Genomic DNA, 15,106 nt, shown 5'->3' with positions numbered 1-15,106 from the left:
ATGCTGTCCGGTGCGCCCCCTTGTCCGAACGCCTTCCAATACCTTTGCCAATACCTTTGGTTTTGAGGCGCGATTGCAGGGTTTAAGGCTTCGGATGGCCTTGAAAGCGTCAAGAAAAGCAATCAAGTTGCAGCCTGCGCTGCGGCGGGAAACCTGCCGGTGCCTTCAGACCCAAACCTACCGGATGAACTCATTGACGATGGCCCAAGGGATAAAGCGCCTCGGGATGCCGATTGCGGCGTTTCTTGCCGCCGCGCTGCTCGGCCTGATCGCCATTTCCTGGATGATCGACCCGAACGCCGTGCGGCTTTCGGTCGAGAAGCAAATTCGCGCCGCGACCGGCCTCGACCTGAAGGTCAACGGCGATGTGCGCGTTTCGGTGTTCCCCGGCAGCGCCATCACATTGCGGCAGGTCGGACTGAAGGGCGCGAGTTCGCGCGGCAGCGGCGTCGCCGACGAGCCTCTCACCGTCGAGGAACTGACGGCGAACCTGCGCCTGCTGCCGCTGCTGATGCGGCGATACGAAATCGCCGACGTGACGCTGCAGGATCCGCGGATCAACGTGAAGCGCAACGCCGACGGCCGCAGCAACTGGTCGACCATCATCGAGACGCTGGCGCGCACCATCAAGCCGGGCGTCGACAGCCCGGTGTCGTTCTCCGAAATCCGCATCAAGAACGGCGTCCTCACCTATCAGAACGATGACCGCGAGATCGCCGAAACCGTCAACGGCATCGATCTGTCGCTGGCATGGCCGTCGATCTCACGCTCGTTTGCCGCCACCGGCCAGTTCAACTGGCGCAATGAACTCGTCGACGGCAGTCTCAGCATTACCGATTTCATCGCCGCGCTGTCCGGCGACCGTTCCGGCATCAAGGTCCGCGTCGCCAGCGCGCCGCTGAAATTCGCTTTCGACGGCGCGGTCGCCAACCGCACCAGCCTGTTGATGGAAGGCACACTCGCCGCCGACAGCCCATCGCTGCGCAATGCGATGCGCTGGGCGGGGCAGGATCCTCCCGGCACCGGGGGACTGGGACGATTCTCGCTCAAGGCCCGCACCAATGTGGTGGGCGAATCGATCGCGCTGACCAACGTCAACCTGGAACTCGACGGCAACACCGCCGAAGGCGTCATCACCTACAGCAACAACGACCGCCAGACGGTGCAGGCCACCCTCGCCGCCGATGCGCTCGATTTTACGCCCTACATCGACACCATTCGCCTGGTCGCCAGCGGCGCGCGCGACTGGAACCGGCAGCTGTTCGATCTGCGCGGCCTTTCCGCCACCGATCTCGACATGCGGCTGTCGGCGGCGAAGGTCACCATCGGCAGCTCGAAGCTCGGCCGCACCGCGCTCGGCGCCAACATGCGCAGCGGAACGCTGGCGCTGAGCATCGGCGAAGCGCAAATCTACGGCGGCATCCTCAAGGGGTCGTTTGGCGTGACGCGCGCCGACGCGGCCGCCGAGGTCAAGGCCCAGTTCCAGTTCACCGATGTTGATCTGGCGAGCAGCGTTCAAGAGCTGTTCGGCGTCAGCAGGCTGACGGGACGCGGCAATCTCAACTTCGCGGTTGAAGCCAAGGGCGCCAGCCCGTTTACGCTGGCGCAATCGCTCGACGGCACCGCGACGCTGACCGGTCGCGACGGCGCGATCGGCGGGCTGAATGTCGAACAGCTACTCAAGCGCCTGGAGCGCCGCCCCTTGTCAGGCGCGGGCAATTTCCGCAACGGCTCGACGCCGTTCGATTCACTGAACATCGCGATCCGCTTCAATGACGGCGTCGCGACTGCCGAAGACGCGCGGATCGAAGGCCCGACAACGCGCGTGCTGCTCACCGGCACGGCCTCGGTGCCGTCGCGCGAGTACGACCTGAAGGGCGTCGCCAGCCTCGTGGTCGCAAGCGACGCGCCGCCGGCGTTTCAGTTGCCGTTCGTGGTGCAGGGCCCGTGGGACGATCCGCTGATATTCCCGGATTCGGATTCACTGATTCGCCGCTCCCCGGCGTCCGCGCCGCTGCTCGATTCATTGAAGGATCGCAAAACGCGCGACGCGGTGAAATCCGTGATCGACCGCTTCACCGGCGGCAGAAAGCCGGCCGCCGAGCCCACAGCGCAACCACAGGCCGCGGCCCCGCAACCCGTCCTGCCGACGCCGGTGCTGCCACCACCTGTTCCGCCGCTGGCGCCTGCACCCGCAACGTCCGCCGATGCACCACCGTCAACGCCGCCGGCCGCCGCAGACTCCGCGCCGGAAAAGGCTGACTAAAGCGGCGCGGCGCTTTCGCCCTTGTCGCTCGACAGTTTCGACACCAGTGACGCCGCGATGATCACCAGCGCCACTGCCGCGATCACCAGCGTACAGATCGCGTTGATCTCCGGCTTCACCCCGAGGCGCACTTCCGAATAGATCCGGATCGGCAGTGTCGCCGATCCCGGACCGGTGGTGAAACTCGCAATCACCAGATCGTCCAGTGAGAGCGTAAAGGCCAGCATCCAGCCCGCCGCGATCGACGGCAGCATCAGCGGCAGCGTCACGGCGATGAAGGCCCGCACCGGCGAACAGCCGAGATCCATCGCGGCTTCCTCGAGGCTGCGGTCGAGCGCACCGAGCCGCGATTGCACCACCACCGCCACGAAGCACATGGTGAGCGTGGTGTGCGCGATGGTGACGGTCCAGAACCCGCGCCCGGCGTCGATGGCCACGAACAGCAGAAGCAATGACAACCCGGTGATGACTTCCGGCATCACCAGCGGCGCGTAAAGCATGCCGGAAAACAGCGTCCGCCCCCTGAAACGCTCGCCGCGCGACAACGCCAGCGCCGCAAGCGTGCCGAGCACCGTCGCTGCTGTCGCCGAGCAGAACGCCACGCGCAGGCTCATCCACGTCGCCGACAGCATGGCCTCGTCGTTGAAGAACTCGATGTACCAGCGCAGCGACCAGCCGCCCCACACCGTCACCAGACGCGAGGCGTTGAACGAATAGATCACGAGAATCGCGATGGGCAGGTACAGGAACGCCAGCCCCAGCGCGATGGATACCAGGTTGAAGCCCGACAGGCGTGCGACGTTGCGAGCCGCCATTAGCGCGTCTCCAGATGGCGGCGCTGCAGCTTCTCGTAGACCAGCAGCGGCACCAGCAGCAACGCGAGCAGCACGATCGCAATCGCGGACGCCACCGGCCAGTCCTTGTTGGTGAAGAACTCCAGCCACAACGTCTGCCCAATCATCATTCGGTCCGAACCCGCCAGCAGATCGGGAATCACGAATTCGCCGACGATGGGAATGAAGCACAGCAGCAGGCCCGCGCCGACGCCGGGTAGCGACAGCGGCACCGTCACCAGCCAGAAGGCTTTCAGCCGCGACGCACCGAGATCGGCCGCGGCTTCGAGCAATGCATCGTCCATCTTCGACAATGTCGCGTAGAGCGGCAGGATCATGAACGGAAAATACGAGTAGACGATGCCGAGATACATCGCCGAATCGGTCGAGAGCCACACGAGAGGCTTGTCGACGATTCCGAGCGCGAGCAGCGCCTTGTTGAGCAGGCCGTCGTGCTGGAGGACGTTGATCCACGCATAGATGCGGATCAGGAACGAAGTCCAGAACGGCACGATCACCAGCATCATCGCAATCGGCTGCCAGCGCTGCGGCAGCCGCGACATGCCGTAAGCCACCGGGTAGCCGATCAGCAGAAGGATGACCGTCGAGGTGACGGCAACAGCGAGGCTGCGGACATAGGAGAGAATGTAGAGATCGTCCGACACCAGCAGCTTGAAATTGTCGAGCGACAATGTTCCCAGCGCCGTCTTGAAGGCAGCCCAGCCAGCCGCGAGATCGAACACCGGAACGTAGGGCGGCTGGGCGATGGCGGTCTGCGACAGCGCGATCTTCAGCACGAAGCCAAACGGCACCAGAAAGAACAGGGCCATCCACAAATACGGCGCCAGCGCGGCCAGCCGCGCCGGACGGGTGAAGATGCGCCGCCCGCTCATCGGTCCAGCACCACGACGTCATCGGGCGCGAACGAGACGCTCACCCGCTGCCCGACCGAAAATCCGTCGGCCGCCGCGCGCGTGGCGTTCGGAAGCGCGACCCGCAACACCGCGCCGTGATCGAGTGTCACGCTGTAGACCGACAGACCGCCGAGAAATCCGGCGGACGTCAGATGGCCTGCGAACGCATTGACAGACGCAGCCTCATGCTGCGCCGGTTGCGACAGCCGGATTTTCTCCGGGCGGATCGCCGCGCAGACCTTGTCCGTCGCGGAGGGCGGGAGATGCGATGCCGTGATTGCGCCCGCACTTTCCGTAGCGATGGTAAAATGTCCGGCCTGGCGCGCGGCGACCTGCCCCTCGATCAGATTGATGTCGCCGACGAAGCCCGCGACCCAGCGCGAGTTCGGCCCTTCATAAAGCTGGCGCGGCGGCGCCACCTGCACGAGACGGCCCTTGTCCATCACCCCGATCCGGTCGGCGACCGTCATCGCCTCTTCCTGATCGTGGGTGACGATGATGAACGTCATGCCGAGACGGCGCTGCACTTCCAGCAATTCGGCCTGCGTGCTTTCGCGCAGTTTCTTGTCGAGCGCGGCGAGCGGCTCGTCGAGCAGCAGCATCCGGGGACGGCGCGCCAGCGACCGCGCCAGCGCCACGCGCTGACGCTGGCCGCCGGAGAGTTGATCGGGACGGCGCTTCTCCATCCCGTCCAGACGCACCAGCGCCACCATCTCGGCGACCCGCGCGGCGATCTCGTCCTTCGGCAAACCGGCGCGCTTCAGACCGAACGCGATGTTGCCCTCGACGGTCAGGTGCGGGAACAGCGCGTAATTCTGGAACATCATGTTGACGGGCCGCTCATGCGGCAGCACCTGCGCGATGTCGTTGCCGTCGAGGTAGATCGCGCCCGCGTCGGGCGTCTCGAATCCCGCCAGCATGCGCAGCAGCGTGGTCTTGCCGCAGCCGCTCGGCCCCAGCAGTGCGAAGAACTCACCGGCCACGATGTCGAGCGACAGATCGTCCACCGCGGTGAATCCGCCGAAGCGTTTCACCACCGATGCGATCCGCAGCAACGGCGCTTCACCCGCGGTCGCCGTCATGCCGTCGCCATGAATGTTGCAAGTGCCCCCCGATCCTGCCGCGACATCGTCAGGCCGAGCTTGGACCGCCGCCACACAATGTCGTCGGCAAAACCAGCGAATTCTTCTTTCATCAAATAACGAACCTCCGCGCCGGTGAGGTCATCGCCGAATACCGGCCCAAGATCATCCATGCTTTTTGCCGCACCCGACCCGCGTGCCATAGGCCGCAATATCAGTCATGTCGCGATGATCTCCGACGGGCATCATCGCGAGTCAAGTCTAGTGGATTTTGACGGATTTAAAGACGCGCGTCAGCCGACCTTGCGCGGAATTTTGACGACGTTCTTGGCGTCGGGCTTGGCGCGGCCGATCCACTCGGCATAGGTCTCGATCGGTGCGGGCTTGCCGAGGAAGTATCCCTGCACCTGATCGCAAGCCTCGTCCGCGAGGAAGGAGAGCTGCTCCTGGGTCTCCACGCCTTCGGCGACGATGGAAATATTGAGGCCGTGCCCAAGACCGATCATGGCGCGGATGATGGCCGCGGACTGCGTGTTACGTCCGAGATTCATCACGAAGGTGCGGTCGATCTTGATCTTGTCGAACGGGAACGCCTGCAGGTAAGTCAGCGAGGAATAGCCGCTGCCGAAATCGTCCATCGCGATCCGCACGCCGAGCGCCTTCAGCCGCCGCAGCAGCGACAGGCCGCGGTCGAAATCCTCGATCAGCACGCCTTCGGTGATCTCAAGCTCCAGCCGGCCGGGCGCAAGGCCGGTCTCAAGCAGGATGGAGTGAACCAGCCCGACCAGATCGCCGTGCATGAACTGGGCCGGCGACAGATTGACCGAAATCTGCAGATCCTTCGGCCACGACGCCGCCTCGAGGCAGGCCTGGCGCAAAATCCACTCGCCCATTTCGACGATCAGGCCGCTTTCTTCGGCCAGCGGAATGAAATCGCTGGGCGGAACGAAGCCACGTATCGGATGAGTCCACCGCGCCAGCGCCTCGAAGCCGAGAACATGATCGGTCTTCATCTTGTGGCGTGCACGGGCCTGCGGCTGATAGTGCAGCGACAGTTCGCCGTTCCGGATCGCGGTCGACAGGTCCTGATGCAGCGCGCGCCGGTCGCGCAGCTGCTGGTCCAGCTCCATGTCGAAGAAGTTAATGGAGCCGCGCGCTTTCGTCTTGGCGCGGAACAAGGCTGCGTCGGCGTTGGTGAGCAAGGTTTCGGCATCGCGGCCGTTGCGCGGATACACCGCGATGCCGATGGTGAGGCCAATGCGGACCGCCCGGCCCTCGAAGGTAAATTCGGTCTGCATCGATTGCATCAATCGCGCGGCAAGCGCCTTCGCGGAATCCGGCTGCAGGCCATCGATGATCAGGCCGAACTCGTCGCCGCTCAGGCGCGCAACGACACCACCGGAGATGACCGATTCAAGGCGGCGCGAGAACTCGATCAGCAGTTGGTCGCCGACCTCGTGGCCGAACACATCGTTGATTTCCTTCAGACGGTCGAGATCGAGCGACAGCACGGCGAATTCCTCGTCGGTGTCCTCGCAGGCGTCGATCATCTGTTCCAGCGCCTGCAGGAACGCGGCGCGGTTGGGCAACTCGGTCAGCGCATCGTGATAGGCCATGTGGGCCATGCGCGATTCGGTTTCACGGCGATCGGTGATGTCTTCGTTGGTCTTGATCAGATACTGCGGCTCGCCGGCCTCATCGAGCACGGTGACGCGCCGGGTCAGGAACAGGCGCAGCCCGCTTTCGGTCTGGATCGGATGCTCTTCTGTGACGATGCCCTTCTTGCGGACGGCGTCATCGTCGCGTTTGCGGATCAGCCTCACATCGGCGGGATTGTAGATATCCTCAATGGTGCTGCCGATGACGTCTTCGCGCCTCCGGCCCAGCATCGCCTCGGCGGTGCGATTGGCGAGAACGTATTGATCATCGCTCAGCCGCTTGACCATCAGTGAGACAGGAATGTTGTCGACGACAAGTTCAAGGAACTTCTTCGCGCCCTGGATTTCGCGCGACAGCGACCTGCGGTCGGTCACGTCCTCGAACAGCGCCACCAGAAATTCCGGCCTGCCCTTCTCGTCGCGCGCGATCATGCGGTTGCAGGCAACCTGACGCATGCGGCCGTTAAGTTCGATGAGCAATTCGGTGCGCGTCTGCCCCGTCGGCGATTCAATCGCGTCGCGATCCGCTTCCGCAACCGCCTTCGCGGCGTCAGGCACATAAACTCTTTCCGCTGTGAATCCGATGATCTGATCGCGGCTGAGGCCGGAGAACTGTTCAAACGCACGGTTGGCGAGAATGTATCTGCCGTCCTCGATGCTCTTGGCCGCGACGCAGACCGGAATGTTGTCGATCACGGATTCAAGAAAATTCTTGGTGGTTGCAAGCTGCCGGGACAGCTTGCGCTGGGCCGTGCAGTCTTCGTGCGTCGACACCGTTCCGCCGTTGGCCAGCTTGCGATGCTTGATGAGAATCGAGCGGCTATCGGAAAGCTCGCAGATGTGCCCATCCGTATGTTCGACGTTGCGATAGTAAGTGTCGAGCAATCCATCGAACGTGCCGCGCTGCTTCCGCAAATCCAGCAGATCGGGGCCCGTCATTCCGGGGAAAAGGTCGAAGCGGTCCAGCCCATAGATTTCCAGATACCGGTCGTTGCAGAACACGACGCGCTTGTGCCCATCAAGCATCACGATGCCGGTGGTCAGGTTGTTCAGGGAACTGGAGACGAAAGCCGCGCGCCGGATATTGGCGTGGCGCGCCCGGCGCAGCGCCGTCGAGGTCCACAGTATGATCGCGGCGAGGAACGCCACGATCACAAAGCCGCCGATCACAACCTGCCATATCATGGCGGTCTGCGTGGTGTCCGTCACGGCTGCCGAGAACGTGCCATCGGGATTGGCGACGATCTGCGCGACCGCACTTCCCGACCCAAAAATCAAGATGCACGCGCACGCAGCGACCCACACCGGGCTCGCTGTGGTAGCTCGTGCTTGCTTCTGCCAGCCGGTCATTACCATTCCGCGGAATTCTTCATCCGCAGTCTCTGGTTGTACCTCTTTGGATCGGGTAAACGCGTACGCGCAGGCCGCCGACAATGTGACTTAAATGAGGGCAATTGGCCTTCTATGCTTAACCAAGTTCTAACGCCGAGTGCATCGCAACGCCGCACACTGGATATAAAATGAGCAGAGAAAAAATCTCCCCGGCAAAGCGGATCGTCGATGGACAGCGTTGAGTGTGTGGTGGTCGGTGCCGGCGTCGTAGGCCTGGCCGCCGCACGGCGGCTGGCGCGGGCCGGGCTTGAAGTCGTGGTGGTCGAGGCGGCCGGCGACATCGGGACCGGAACGTCCTCGCGCAACAGCGAGGTGATTCACGCCGGAATCTATTATCCGGCCGGAAGCCTGATGGCGCGCCTGTGCGTCGCCGGCAAGCAGGCCCTCTATAGCTACTGCGACGAACATGGTGTGCCGTACCGCCGCTGCGGCAAGCTGATTGTCGCAACCGCACCCAATGAGGACGAGAAGCTGGTTTCGATCAAATCGCACGCCGAAGCCAACGGCGTGGACGATATGCGCATGTTGTCTGCCGCCGAGGCACGCGCGCTGGAACCAGCATTGCATTGCACCGGCGCATTGCTGTCGCCATCCACCGGCATCGTCGACAGCCATGCCTATATGCTGGCGCTGCGCGGCGAGATCGAGGACGCCGGCGGAGCACTCGCATTTCATGCGCCGCTTTTGCGCGCAAAGGCCATTCAGGAAGGATTCGAAATCGAGATCGGCGGCGACACACCGATGGCGCTGCAATGCCGGGTGCTGATCAATTCGGCGGGGCTCAATGCGCCCGCCATCGCCCGCACCATTGAGGGCATGCCGTCCGAGCGCATCCCGACCAGCTATTACGCCAAGGGCAACTACTTCAGTTGCAGCACGCGCGCGCCGTTCTCGCACCTGATCTATCCAGTGCCGGAGCCGGGCGGCCTTGGCGTCCATCTGACCATCGATCTCGGCGGCCAGGCGAAATTCGGACCGGACGTGGAATGGGTCGATAGCCTCGACTATGCCGTCGACCCGGCGCGGGCCGAGCGGTTTTATCCCGCGATCCGGCGCTACTGGCCGACGCTGCCCGACGGCGCCCTGACGCCGAGCTATTCCGGAATCCGGCCCAAGATCGTACCGCCCGCCGTCGCCCGGCAGGATTTCGTGATCCAGGGGCCGCAGGACCATGGCCTTGCGGGACTGGTCAACCTGTTCGGGATCGAGTCACCCGGCCTCACGTCATCCCTCGCCATCGCGGACGAAGTCGCGCGCGCCGCCAGAGTCCAGGCGTAGCCGGTTCTCGCAACGGCAGCTGTTGCCGTTACGAGCATCGCTTTGAACTGCCGGAAGGATTCCGTCGATGAAGGGTGTTAGTGGACCGGTGCGAGCTTGATGCGCTCGATTTGATCCTTGAGCACCAGCTTGCGGCGCTTCAGTTCGATAATCTGGAGGTCGTCGGTGGAAAGATGCTGGAGAGCATCGTGCAATTCGTTTTCCAGAACCTCGTGTTTACGTTCCAGCTCAACGAGATGCGCCTGAATTGCCATAAGAAGTCTCCTGTGTAAGTGGACCTCAGATCGGACAAAGCACGTTTTCAAGCGAAGTGGCGTCCGGTTCGCGTGAAGAAAACGCGCTCCTTCTCTCTCAGTAGGAGTAAATTCGGGCGCAAAACCGGTATCCCACTTTTGCTGAATTTGCTCCGGACGGTTAAGTCTACATGACAGGAGCCGTCTGTCGACAGCGGAGTCGAGAACAGTCTTTCAAAATTTTCGCATCCAAGGGAAACGAATTGTGAGGGAACCTTTCCCGCGTTACCGTCGCTGGAGTTGGTAACGATTTTCTGCAATGACAATCATGCAGATGCTTTCAGCGTCACCTATGACACCTAGCTGAAAGACCGGGCGAATTCAGTCAAATGACGGTTATGGTAGATCAGGACAACAACGAATTCGCGCTTGAATTGGCGCAATTGCAGCAGGAGCATCGCGATCTGGATGCCGCCATCGAGGCGCTGCATCAGTCGCCCGCGCCCGACCTGCTCAGATTGCAGCGTTTGAAAAAACGCAAGCTGCAGTTGCGTGACCGGATTTCCTTCATCGAAGATCAGATCACGCCCGACATCATCGCCTAGCAATCCGTCAGAGCGCCGAGCGCGCGTGGTCACGCCGCAGGGTCTTTCGCGTGTACATCGCTCGGTCGGCAGCTTCCATCACGGATGCCGCATCGGTCACCGCATCAATCAGCGCAGTACCCGTCGATGCACCAGCCACGACGGACCGGCCCTTGAAAACGAATGTCAGCCGGTCAATCGCCTCTTCCAGAGCGACCGCCTTTGCCAGCGCATCGACTTCAGTCAAATTCCAGAGCAGCAAGCCGAATTCGTCGCCGCCGAGCCGCCCCACTACATCCGACGAGCGGACATGGCGCATCAGCACCGCAACCACGCCCTTCAGCACTGCGTCGCCCGCCGCATGACCGAACGTGTCATTGATTGGTTTGAGACGATCGACATCGAGCACGATCAGCGCCCCGGTGGCGTTGTAGCGGCGGATGTAGGCGATCGACCGGTCCAGTTCCCGCTCGAAGCCGCGGCGGTTGTAGATGTTCAGCAGGAAATCGGTGTCGGCCCACGCCTGCAGTTCGTCGATCCGGGCCTGCGCCGCGGCGAGTTCCGCCTTCAGGGCCGAGACCTGCCGCTTCGCCTTGGCCAGAGGGGCCGCTGCCGGCTTGCGCTTGGGTTTCAGCGGGGTGATCTTCGAAGCGGATTTTGCGGTCGATTTTGCTGTGGATTTGCTTCGGCTCGCGGCGCGCCCGGGCCGCTTCTTTGTCGTCGGACCCCGTGATGCCACTTTGCCGCGCGCTTTCTTCACGTTTTCGCCTTTAATCCGCTCGACCGGCACGGCCATTGACCATGAAAGGATAACGGATTCGCGGTAGCTTGCCACGCAGGGGCGCAACCCTATAATCCGCCCTCTTTTTCTGCTCTTTTTTGAAGATTCCAAATGACCGCCCCTGTTGCCATTATCATGGGAAGCCAGTCTGACTGGGAGACCATGCGTCACGCCGCAGTGACCCTGACCGCGCTCGGCGTTGCACACGAGGCGCGCATCGTCTCCGCGCACCGCACCCCCGAGCGGCTCTATGCCTTCGCCAAGGGAGCCAAGACCGCCGGCTTCAAGGTCATCATCGCTGGCGCAGGCGGCGCGGCCCATCTGCCGGGCATGGCAGCATCCCTGACGGAACTTCCGGTGTTCGGTGTTCCAGTGGAATCCAAGGCGCTCTCGGGCGTCGATTCCCTGTACTCCATTGTGCAAATGCCGGCCGGAATTCCGGTCGGCACCTTGGCGATCGGAAAGTCCGGCGCTATCAATGCCGCCTTACTCGCTGCAAGCGTGCTGGCACTCAGCGATGCCGGCCTTGCAACCCGGCTTGCGACATGGCGCAAGCAGCAGACCGAGGCCGTAAGCGAGCGCCCAGAGGATACCTAGTGATCCGGTTCTGACATTCGTATCCTCTCTTCGCAGGCACTCTTACGAATGTCAGAACCAAAGGATCACTAGGATTACAATTTGTTAGTGTCCTTTCGTATCCGACGTTCGCTCGGAAGGCGCTGCAGAGTAAAGCGAACGTCGGATACGGGACACTAATCTAAGTGACATCTTCAGGTCGGGTGACGCTGAAACCAGGCGACACCATCGGAATTCTCGGCGGCGGGCAGTTGGGCAGGATGCTCGCACTCGCTGCCGCGCGTCTTGGTCTCAAGGCACAGGTGTTTTCTCCGGATCCGGATTCACCGGCCTTCGACGTGGTGCAGAACGCGACCTGCGCGGAATATGCCGACGTCGAAGCGCTGGAACTGTTCGCGTCGGACGTCGCCGTCATCACCTATGAGTTCGAGAACATCCCCTCGTCCACGGCCATGATCCTGTCGGCCCGCCGCCCGGTGCTGCCGGACCCGGGGGTGCTGGAAACCGTGCAGGACCGGTTCGCGGAAAAGAACTTCGTCACCAAGCTCGGCATCGCCACCGCGCGTTATGCCGACGTCTCGTCCGCGCAGGAACTGAAGACGGCGATCGGCCAGATCGGTCTGCCTGCGGTGCTCAAGACCCGGCGCTTCGGCTACGACGGCAAGGGCCAGGTCGTGGTCCGCGAGGGCGACGATCCTGAAGCGGTGTGGGCCGATCTCGAAACGCGCTCCGCGATTCTCGAAGCCTTCGTGCCGTATGAGCGCGAGATTTCCGTTGTCGCAGCGCGCAGCGCCAGCGGCGAAGTGGTCTGCTTTGATGTCACCGAGAACGAACATCGCGACCACATCCTGAAGTTTTCCCATGCGCCGGCGCGCATTTCCGATGAGCTTGCGGCGCAGGCGCGTGTCATCGCGGAGAAAATCGCGACTGCGCTGGACTATGTCGGCGTGCTGGCGGTGGAACTGTTCGTTGTACCCGGCAAGGACGGTCCGAGCCTGCTGGTCAACGAAATTGCCCCCCGGGTGCATAACTCCGGCCACTGGACGCTGGACGGGGCCTCGGTGTCGCAGTTCGAGCAGCACATCCGCGCCATCGCCGGCTGGCCGCTGGCGCACCCGGTCCGGCACGGCGACGTCACCATGACCAACCTGATCGGCGACGACATCCTCGACTACGGCAAGTGGCTCGGCGTTCCCGGCGCCACGGTGCACCTCTACGGCAAGGGCGCCCCCCGGCCGGGCCGCAAGATGGGCCATGTGACCGAGGTCAAGCAGTCCTGAAAGCGTCCAAAGACAAAGGCCGCCGCGATTGCTCGCGGCGGCCTTCTTGCTTGATCGGAGCTTACTTGTTGCCGGCCACGATGCCCGCCGGCTCGTCGCTCAGCCAGCGATAGACCACGCCGCCGATAATGCCGCCGATGATCGGCGCGACCCAGAACAGCCAAAGCTGCTGAATGGCCCATCCGCCGACGAACAGCGCGGGACCGGTGCTGCGCGCCGGGTTCACCGAGGTATTGGTGACGGGGATGCTGACGAGATGGATCATCACCAGCGCAAGACCGATCGCCAGCGGCGCGAAGCCGGCCGGCGCCTTGCCGTGGGTCGCCCCCATGATGATGAACAGGAACATCGCAGTCATCGCCACTTCACACACAAAGGCAGCCAGAAGGCTGTATTTACCGGGCGAATGGTCCGCATAGCCATTGGAGGCGAAACCGCCTGCGAGGTCGAACCCGGCTTTGCCGCTGGCAATGACGTAGAGCAGGCCCGCGCCAAGCACGGCTCCGATCACCTGGGCAATGATGTAGGGAACAATCTGGCTTGCAGGGAAGCGGCCGCCTGCGGCCAAGCCAACGGTGACGGCGGGATTGAGATGGCACCCTGAAATATGACCGATAGCAAAGGCCATCGTCACCACGCTCAGGCCGAACGCGAACGAGACCCCGAGCAGGCCGATGCCCACCTGTGGAAAAGCCGCCGCAAGGACGGCGCTGCCGCAGCCTGCAAATGTGAGCCAGAACGTGCCGATGACCTCGGCGGCATACTTCTTCGTATTCATGTCACGTCTCCCCAGTGGTGTTGGATCACCTCAATGGCGGGAACCGTAGAAATCGGAGTCTTAAGCCTTCCTAAACTCCCCCGAATCGCGGGCCCGGCCCATCCAATTTGCCCCGAAATCGTGACATTCGGGCCCTGGAAAAAGGCCGTCCACAGGTGGACATTCCCGGTTTGATCTGGTACATCCGCGCCCTTGATGGGAAGGGCGTGGCCTTTAGTCGGCCCTTCGTCGTCTCCTGAATTCCTGATTGAAACCAAAGAGGATGCCGCGTGCAGGTTCTCGTCCGCGATAACAATGTCGACCAGGCTCTCAAGGCGCTGAAGAAAAAGATGCAGCGCGAGGGCATTTTCCGCGAGATGAAGCTCCGCGGTCATTACGAAAAGCCCTCCGAGAAGAAGGCTCGCGAAAAGGCGGAAGCCGTTCGCCGTGCTCGCAAGCTCGCGCGCAAGAAGCTGCAGCGCGAAGGCCTGCTGCCGATGAAGCCGAAGCCGGTGTTCGGCGCTGGTCCGGGCGGTGATCGCGGCGCTGCTGGTGGCCGTGGAGGCGCAGGCGCTGGTGCCGGTCCGCGTGGACCGCGCTAAGCGATCTCAACAGTTTTAGATACGAAAACGCGGGCCTCACGGTCCGCGTTTTTGTTTGAGCGAGAACTAGTCCTTGCCGGCCATGAAGGCGCGCGCAACATCCACCGCGCCGGTGTCGTCCAGATTGATGTGGGTGCCGAGCGGGAACGGCACGAAGCGTTTCGGACCGGGCGCAAGATCGAACAACCGCCGCCCCAGTTGCGCCGGGACCACCGTATCCTTCTCTCCGTGCATGATGAGCAGCGGGACTTTCACGCTGGCCATGCGCTCATCAGACCGGAATGTATCCCGCATCAGCCAGCGCACCGGCATGTACCAGAACAGCGACGCGGCGATATCGGCGACCGATGTATAGGGCGCTTCAAGAATGAGTTTGCCGACCGGCTGGCTCGCGGCGATGGCGACCGCGACGCCGGAGCCGAGCGAATAGCCCCACGGCACGATGCGCTCCGGCGGGTAATGCGCCGCTGCGAACGCATAAGCCGCCGCTCCGTCGTTCAGCAGCCCATCTTCGGTAGGCTTGCCGCTGGACCCGCCATACCCGCGGAACGACAGGGCGATGAGGCCGGTGCCGTCGGCGGTGATGGCGCGAAAGCGCGGAATACGCCACGCCAGCACTTCGCCGTTGCCGTGAAAGAACAGCACGACCGGCTTCCCCACTTTCGGCGCGACGTGCCAGACGATGACCTTCTCGCCGTCCCTGGTCTCGAGCATGACTTCCCGCGCTTCCGGAAATCCTGCTGCGGCGGGATCGGTTCTCGTCGTTTCCGGCACCGGATAAAGCAGCAGCCGCTGAAAGACATACAGCGCCACCGCGACCGCGGCATAAGCGGCTATCGCAAGCACCACGATCGACTGAAAACTTTTCAT

Annotated in this window: 14 protein-coding genes and 1 pseudogene; 6 read left to right on the top strand and 9 right to left on the bottom strand. The window is 62.8% G+C overall.

Features of this window, described 5'->3' with window-relative positions; genetic code table 11:
- The first annotated feature begins 199 nt into the window (after positions 1-199).
- Positions 200-2,266, top strand: a complete 2,067-nt coding sequence (locus YH63_RS10590) for an AsmA family protein (RefSeq protein ID WP_046829599.1) — start codon at positions 200-202, stop codon at positions 2,264-2,266.
- Here YH63_RS10590 and YH63_RS10585 read toward each other — a convergent pair.
- From YH63_RS10585 to YH63_RS10565, 5 genes and pseudogenes are all read right to left on the bottom strand, one after another.
- Positions 2,263-3,081 carry an ABC transporter permease gene (locus tag YH63_RS10585; RefSeq protein ID WP_046827641.1) on the bottom strand — a complete coding sequence of 273 codons (819 nt, stop codon included), beginning with the start codon at positions 3,079-3,081 and terminating at the stop codon, positions 2,263-2,265. The genes YH63_RS10590 and YH63_RS10585 overlap by 4 nt on opposite strands.
- A complete protein-coding gene (locus YH63_RS10580; protein ID WP_046827642.1) occupies positions 3,081-3,992 on the bottom strand; it encodes an ABC transporter permease in 912 nt (303 codons plus the stop codon). The genes YH63_RS10585 and YH63_RS10580 overlap by 1 nt, the downstream gene beginning before the upstream one ends.
- Positions 3,989-5,095 (bottom strand): ABC transporter ATP-binding protein, encoded by a 1,107-nt coding sequence (locus tag YH63_RS10575; protein ID WP_046827643.1) that lies wholly within the window; start codon positions 5,093-5,095, stop codon positions 3,989-3,991. The genes YH63_RS10580 and YH63_RS10575 overlap by 4 nt, the downstream gene beginning before the upstream one ends.
- A pseudogene (locus YH63_RS10570) lies at positions 5,092-5,283 on the bottom strand (glycerol-3-phosphate dehydrogenase); the annotation flags it as partial. The gene YH63_RS10575 and the pseudogene YH63_RS10570, both read right to left, overlap by 4 nt.
- Positions 5,284-5,388: 105 nt before the next feature.
- The gene (locus tag YH63_RS10565; protein ID WP_046827645.1) at positions 5,389-8,103 is read right to left on the bottom strand and encodes a sensor domain-containing protein; all 2,715 of its coding nucleotides are present in this window, start codon (positions 8,101-8,103) and stop codon (positions 5,389-5,391) included.
- Between the two features lie 210 nt (positions 8,104-8,313).
- Between YH63_RS10565 and YH63_RS10560 the strand changes: the two genes are divergently transcribed.
- Positions 8,314-9,423, top strand: a complete 1,110-nt coding sequence (locus tag YH63_RS10560) for an NAD(P)/FAD-dependent oxidoreductase (RefSeq protein ID WP_046827646.1) — start codon at positions 8,314-8,316, stop codon at positions 9,421-9,423.
- A gap of 77 nt (positions 9,424-9,500) precedes the next feature.
- On the opposite strand, the gene YH63_RS10555 is transcribed toward YH63_RS10560, so the two are convergent.
- Positions 9,501-9,677, bottom strand: a complete 177-nt coding sequence (locus tag YH63_RS10555) for a YdcH family protein (RefSeq protein WP_083992585.1) — start codon at positions 9,675-9,677, stop codon at positions 9,501-9,503.
- 377 nt (positions 9,678-10,054) lie between these two features.
- On the opposite strand from YH63_RS10555, the gene YH63_RS10550 reads away from it, so the two are divergent.
- A complete protein-coding gene (locus YH63_RS10550; protein WP_046827647.1) occupies positions 10,055-10,261 on the top strand; it encodes a YdcH family protein in 207 nt (68 codons plus the stop codon).
- A 7-nt stretch (positions 10,262-10,268) separates the two neighbouring features.
- Here the strand turns inward: YH63_RS10550 and YH63_RS10545 are convergent, their stop codons facing one another.
- Positions 10,269-11,036, bottom strand: a complete 768-nt coding sequence (locus tag YH63_RS10545; protein ID WP_083992586.1) for a GGDEF domain-containing protein — start codon at positions 11,034-11,036, stop codon at positions 10,269-10,271.
- 96 nt (positions 11,037-11,132) lie between these two features.
- Here YH63_RS10545 and purE point away from each other — a divergent pair, with 96 nt between their 5' ends.
- Positions 11,133-11,618: a 5-(carboxyamino)imidazole ribonucleotide mutase gene (purE, locus tag YH63_RS10540; RefSeq protein WP_046827648.1), complete on the top strand. Its 486-nt coding sequence runs from the start codon at positions 11,133-11,135 to the stop codon at positions 11,616-11,618.
- 164 nt (positions 11,619-11,782) lie between these two features.
- A complete protein-coding gene (locus tag YH63_RS10535) occupies positions 11,783-12,877 on the top strand; it encodes a 5-(carboxyamino)imidazole ribonucleotide synthase (protein WP_046827649.1) in 1,095 nt (364 codons plus the stop codon).
- Between the two features lie 61 nt (positions 12,878-12,938).
- Here YH63_RS10535 and aqpZ read toward each other — a convergent pair whose 3' ends face one another.
- Positions 12,939-13,655: an aquaporin Z gene (aqpZ, locus tag YH63_RS10530; protein WP_046827650.1), complete on the bottom strand. Its 717-nt coding sequence runs from the start codon at positions 13,653-13,655 to the stop codon at positions 12,939-12,941.
- 269 nt (positions 13,656-13,924) lie between these two features.
- Between aqpZ and rpsU the strand changes: the two genes are divergently transcribed.
- Positions 13,925-14,236, top strand: a complete 312-nt coding sequence (gene rpsU / locus YH63_RS10525; RefSeq protein ID WP_046827651.1) for a 30S ribosomal protein S21 — start codon at positions 13,925-13,927, stop codon at positions 14,234-14,236.
- A 66-nt stretch (positions 14,237-14,302) separates the two neighbouring features.
- On the opposite strand, the gene YH63_RS10520 is transcribed toward rpsU, so the two are convergent.
- Positions 14,303-15,106 carry an alpha/beta hydrolase gene (locus YH63_RS10520; protein ID WP_046827652.1) on the bottom strand — a complete coding sequence of 268 codons (804 nt, stop codon included), beginning with the start codon at positions 15,104-15,106 and terminating at the stop codon, positions 14,303-14,305.

It is taken from the genome of Afipia massiliensis, assembly GCF_001006325.2.
Lineage (GTDB): Bacteria > Pseudomonadota > Alphaproteobacteria > Rhizobiales > Xanthobacteraceae > Afipia > Afipia massiliensis_A.
The sequence above is the reverse complement of the archived record's forward strand: the minus strand, read 5'-3'. Positions and strand labels throughout refer to the sequence as shown.

What these genes read in the sequence shown, in the direction of transcription:
- YH63_RS10590 (WP_046829599.1), top strand. Translation starts at nt 200, where the DNA reads ATGGCCCAAGGGATAAAGCGCCTCGGGATGCCGATTGCGGCGTTTCTT.
- YH63_RS10585 (WP_046827641.1), bottom strand. Translation starts at nt 3,081, where the DNA reads ATGGCGGCTCGCAACGTCGCACGCCTGTCGGGCTTCAACCTGGTATCC.
- YH63_RS10580 (WP_046827642.1), bottom strand. Translation starts at nt 3,992, where the DNA reads ATGAGCGGGCGGCGCATCTTCACCCGTCCGGCGCGGCTGGCCGCGCTG.
- YH63_RS10575 (WP_046827643.1), bottom strand. Translation starts at nt 5,095, where the DNA reads ATGACGGCGACCGCGGGTGAAGCGCCGTTGCTGCGGATCGCATCGGTG.
- YH63_RS10565 (WP_046827645.1), bottom strand. Translation starts at nt 8,103, where the DNA reads ATGACCGGCTGGCAGAAGCAAGCACGAGCTACCACAGCGAGCCCGGTG.
- YH63_RS10560 (WP_046827646.1), top strand. Translation starts at nt 8,314, where the DNA reads ATGGACAGCGTTGAGTGTGTGGTGGTCGGTGCCGGCGTCGTAGGCCTG.
- YH63_RS10555 (WP_083992585.1), bottom strand. Translation starts at nt 9,677, where the DNA reads ATGGCAATTCAGGCGCATCTCGTTGAGCTGGAACGTAAACACGAGGTT.
- YH63_RS10550 (WP_046827647.1), top strand. Translation starts at nt 10,055, where the DNA reads ATGGTAGATCAGGACAACAACGAATTCGCGCTTGAATTGGCGCAATTG.
- YH63_RS10545 (WP_083992586.1), bottom strand. Translation starts at nt 11,036, where the DNA reads ATGGCCGTGCCGGTCGAGCGGATTAAAGGCGAAAACGTGAAGAAAGCG.
- purE (WP_046827648.1), top strand. Translation starts at nt 11,133, where the DNA reads ATGACCGCCCCTGTTGCCATTATCATGGGAAGCCAGTCTGACTGGGAG.
- aqpZ (WP_046827650.1), bottom strand. Translation starts at nt 13,655, where the DNA reads ATGAATACGAAGAAGTATGCCGCCGAGGTCATCGGCACGTTCTGGCTC.
- YH63_RS10520 (WP_046827652.1), bottom strand. Translation starts at nt 15,106, where the DNA reads ATGAAAAGTTTTCAGTCGATCGTGGTGCTTGCGATAGCCGCTTATGCC.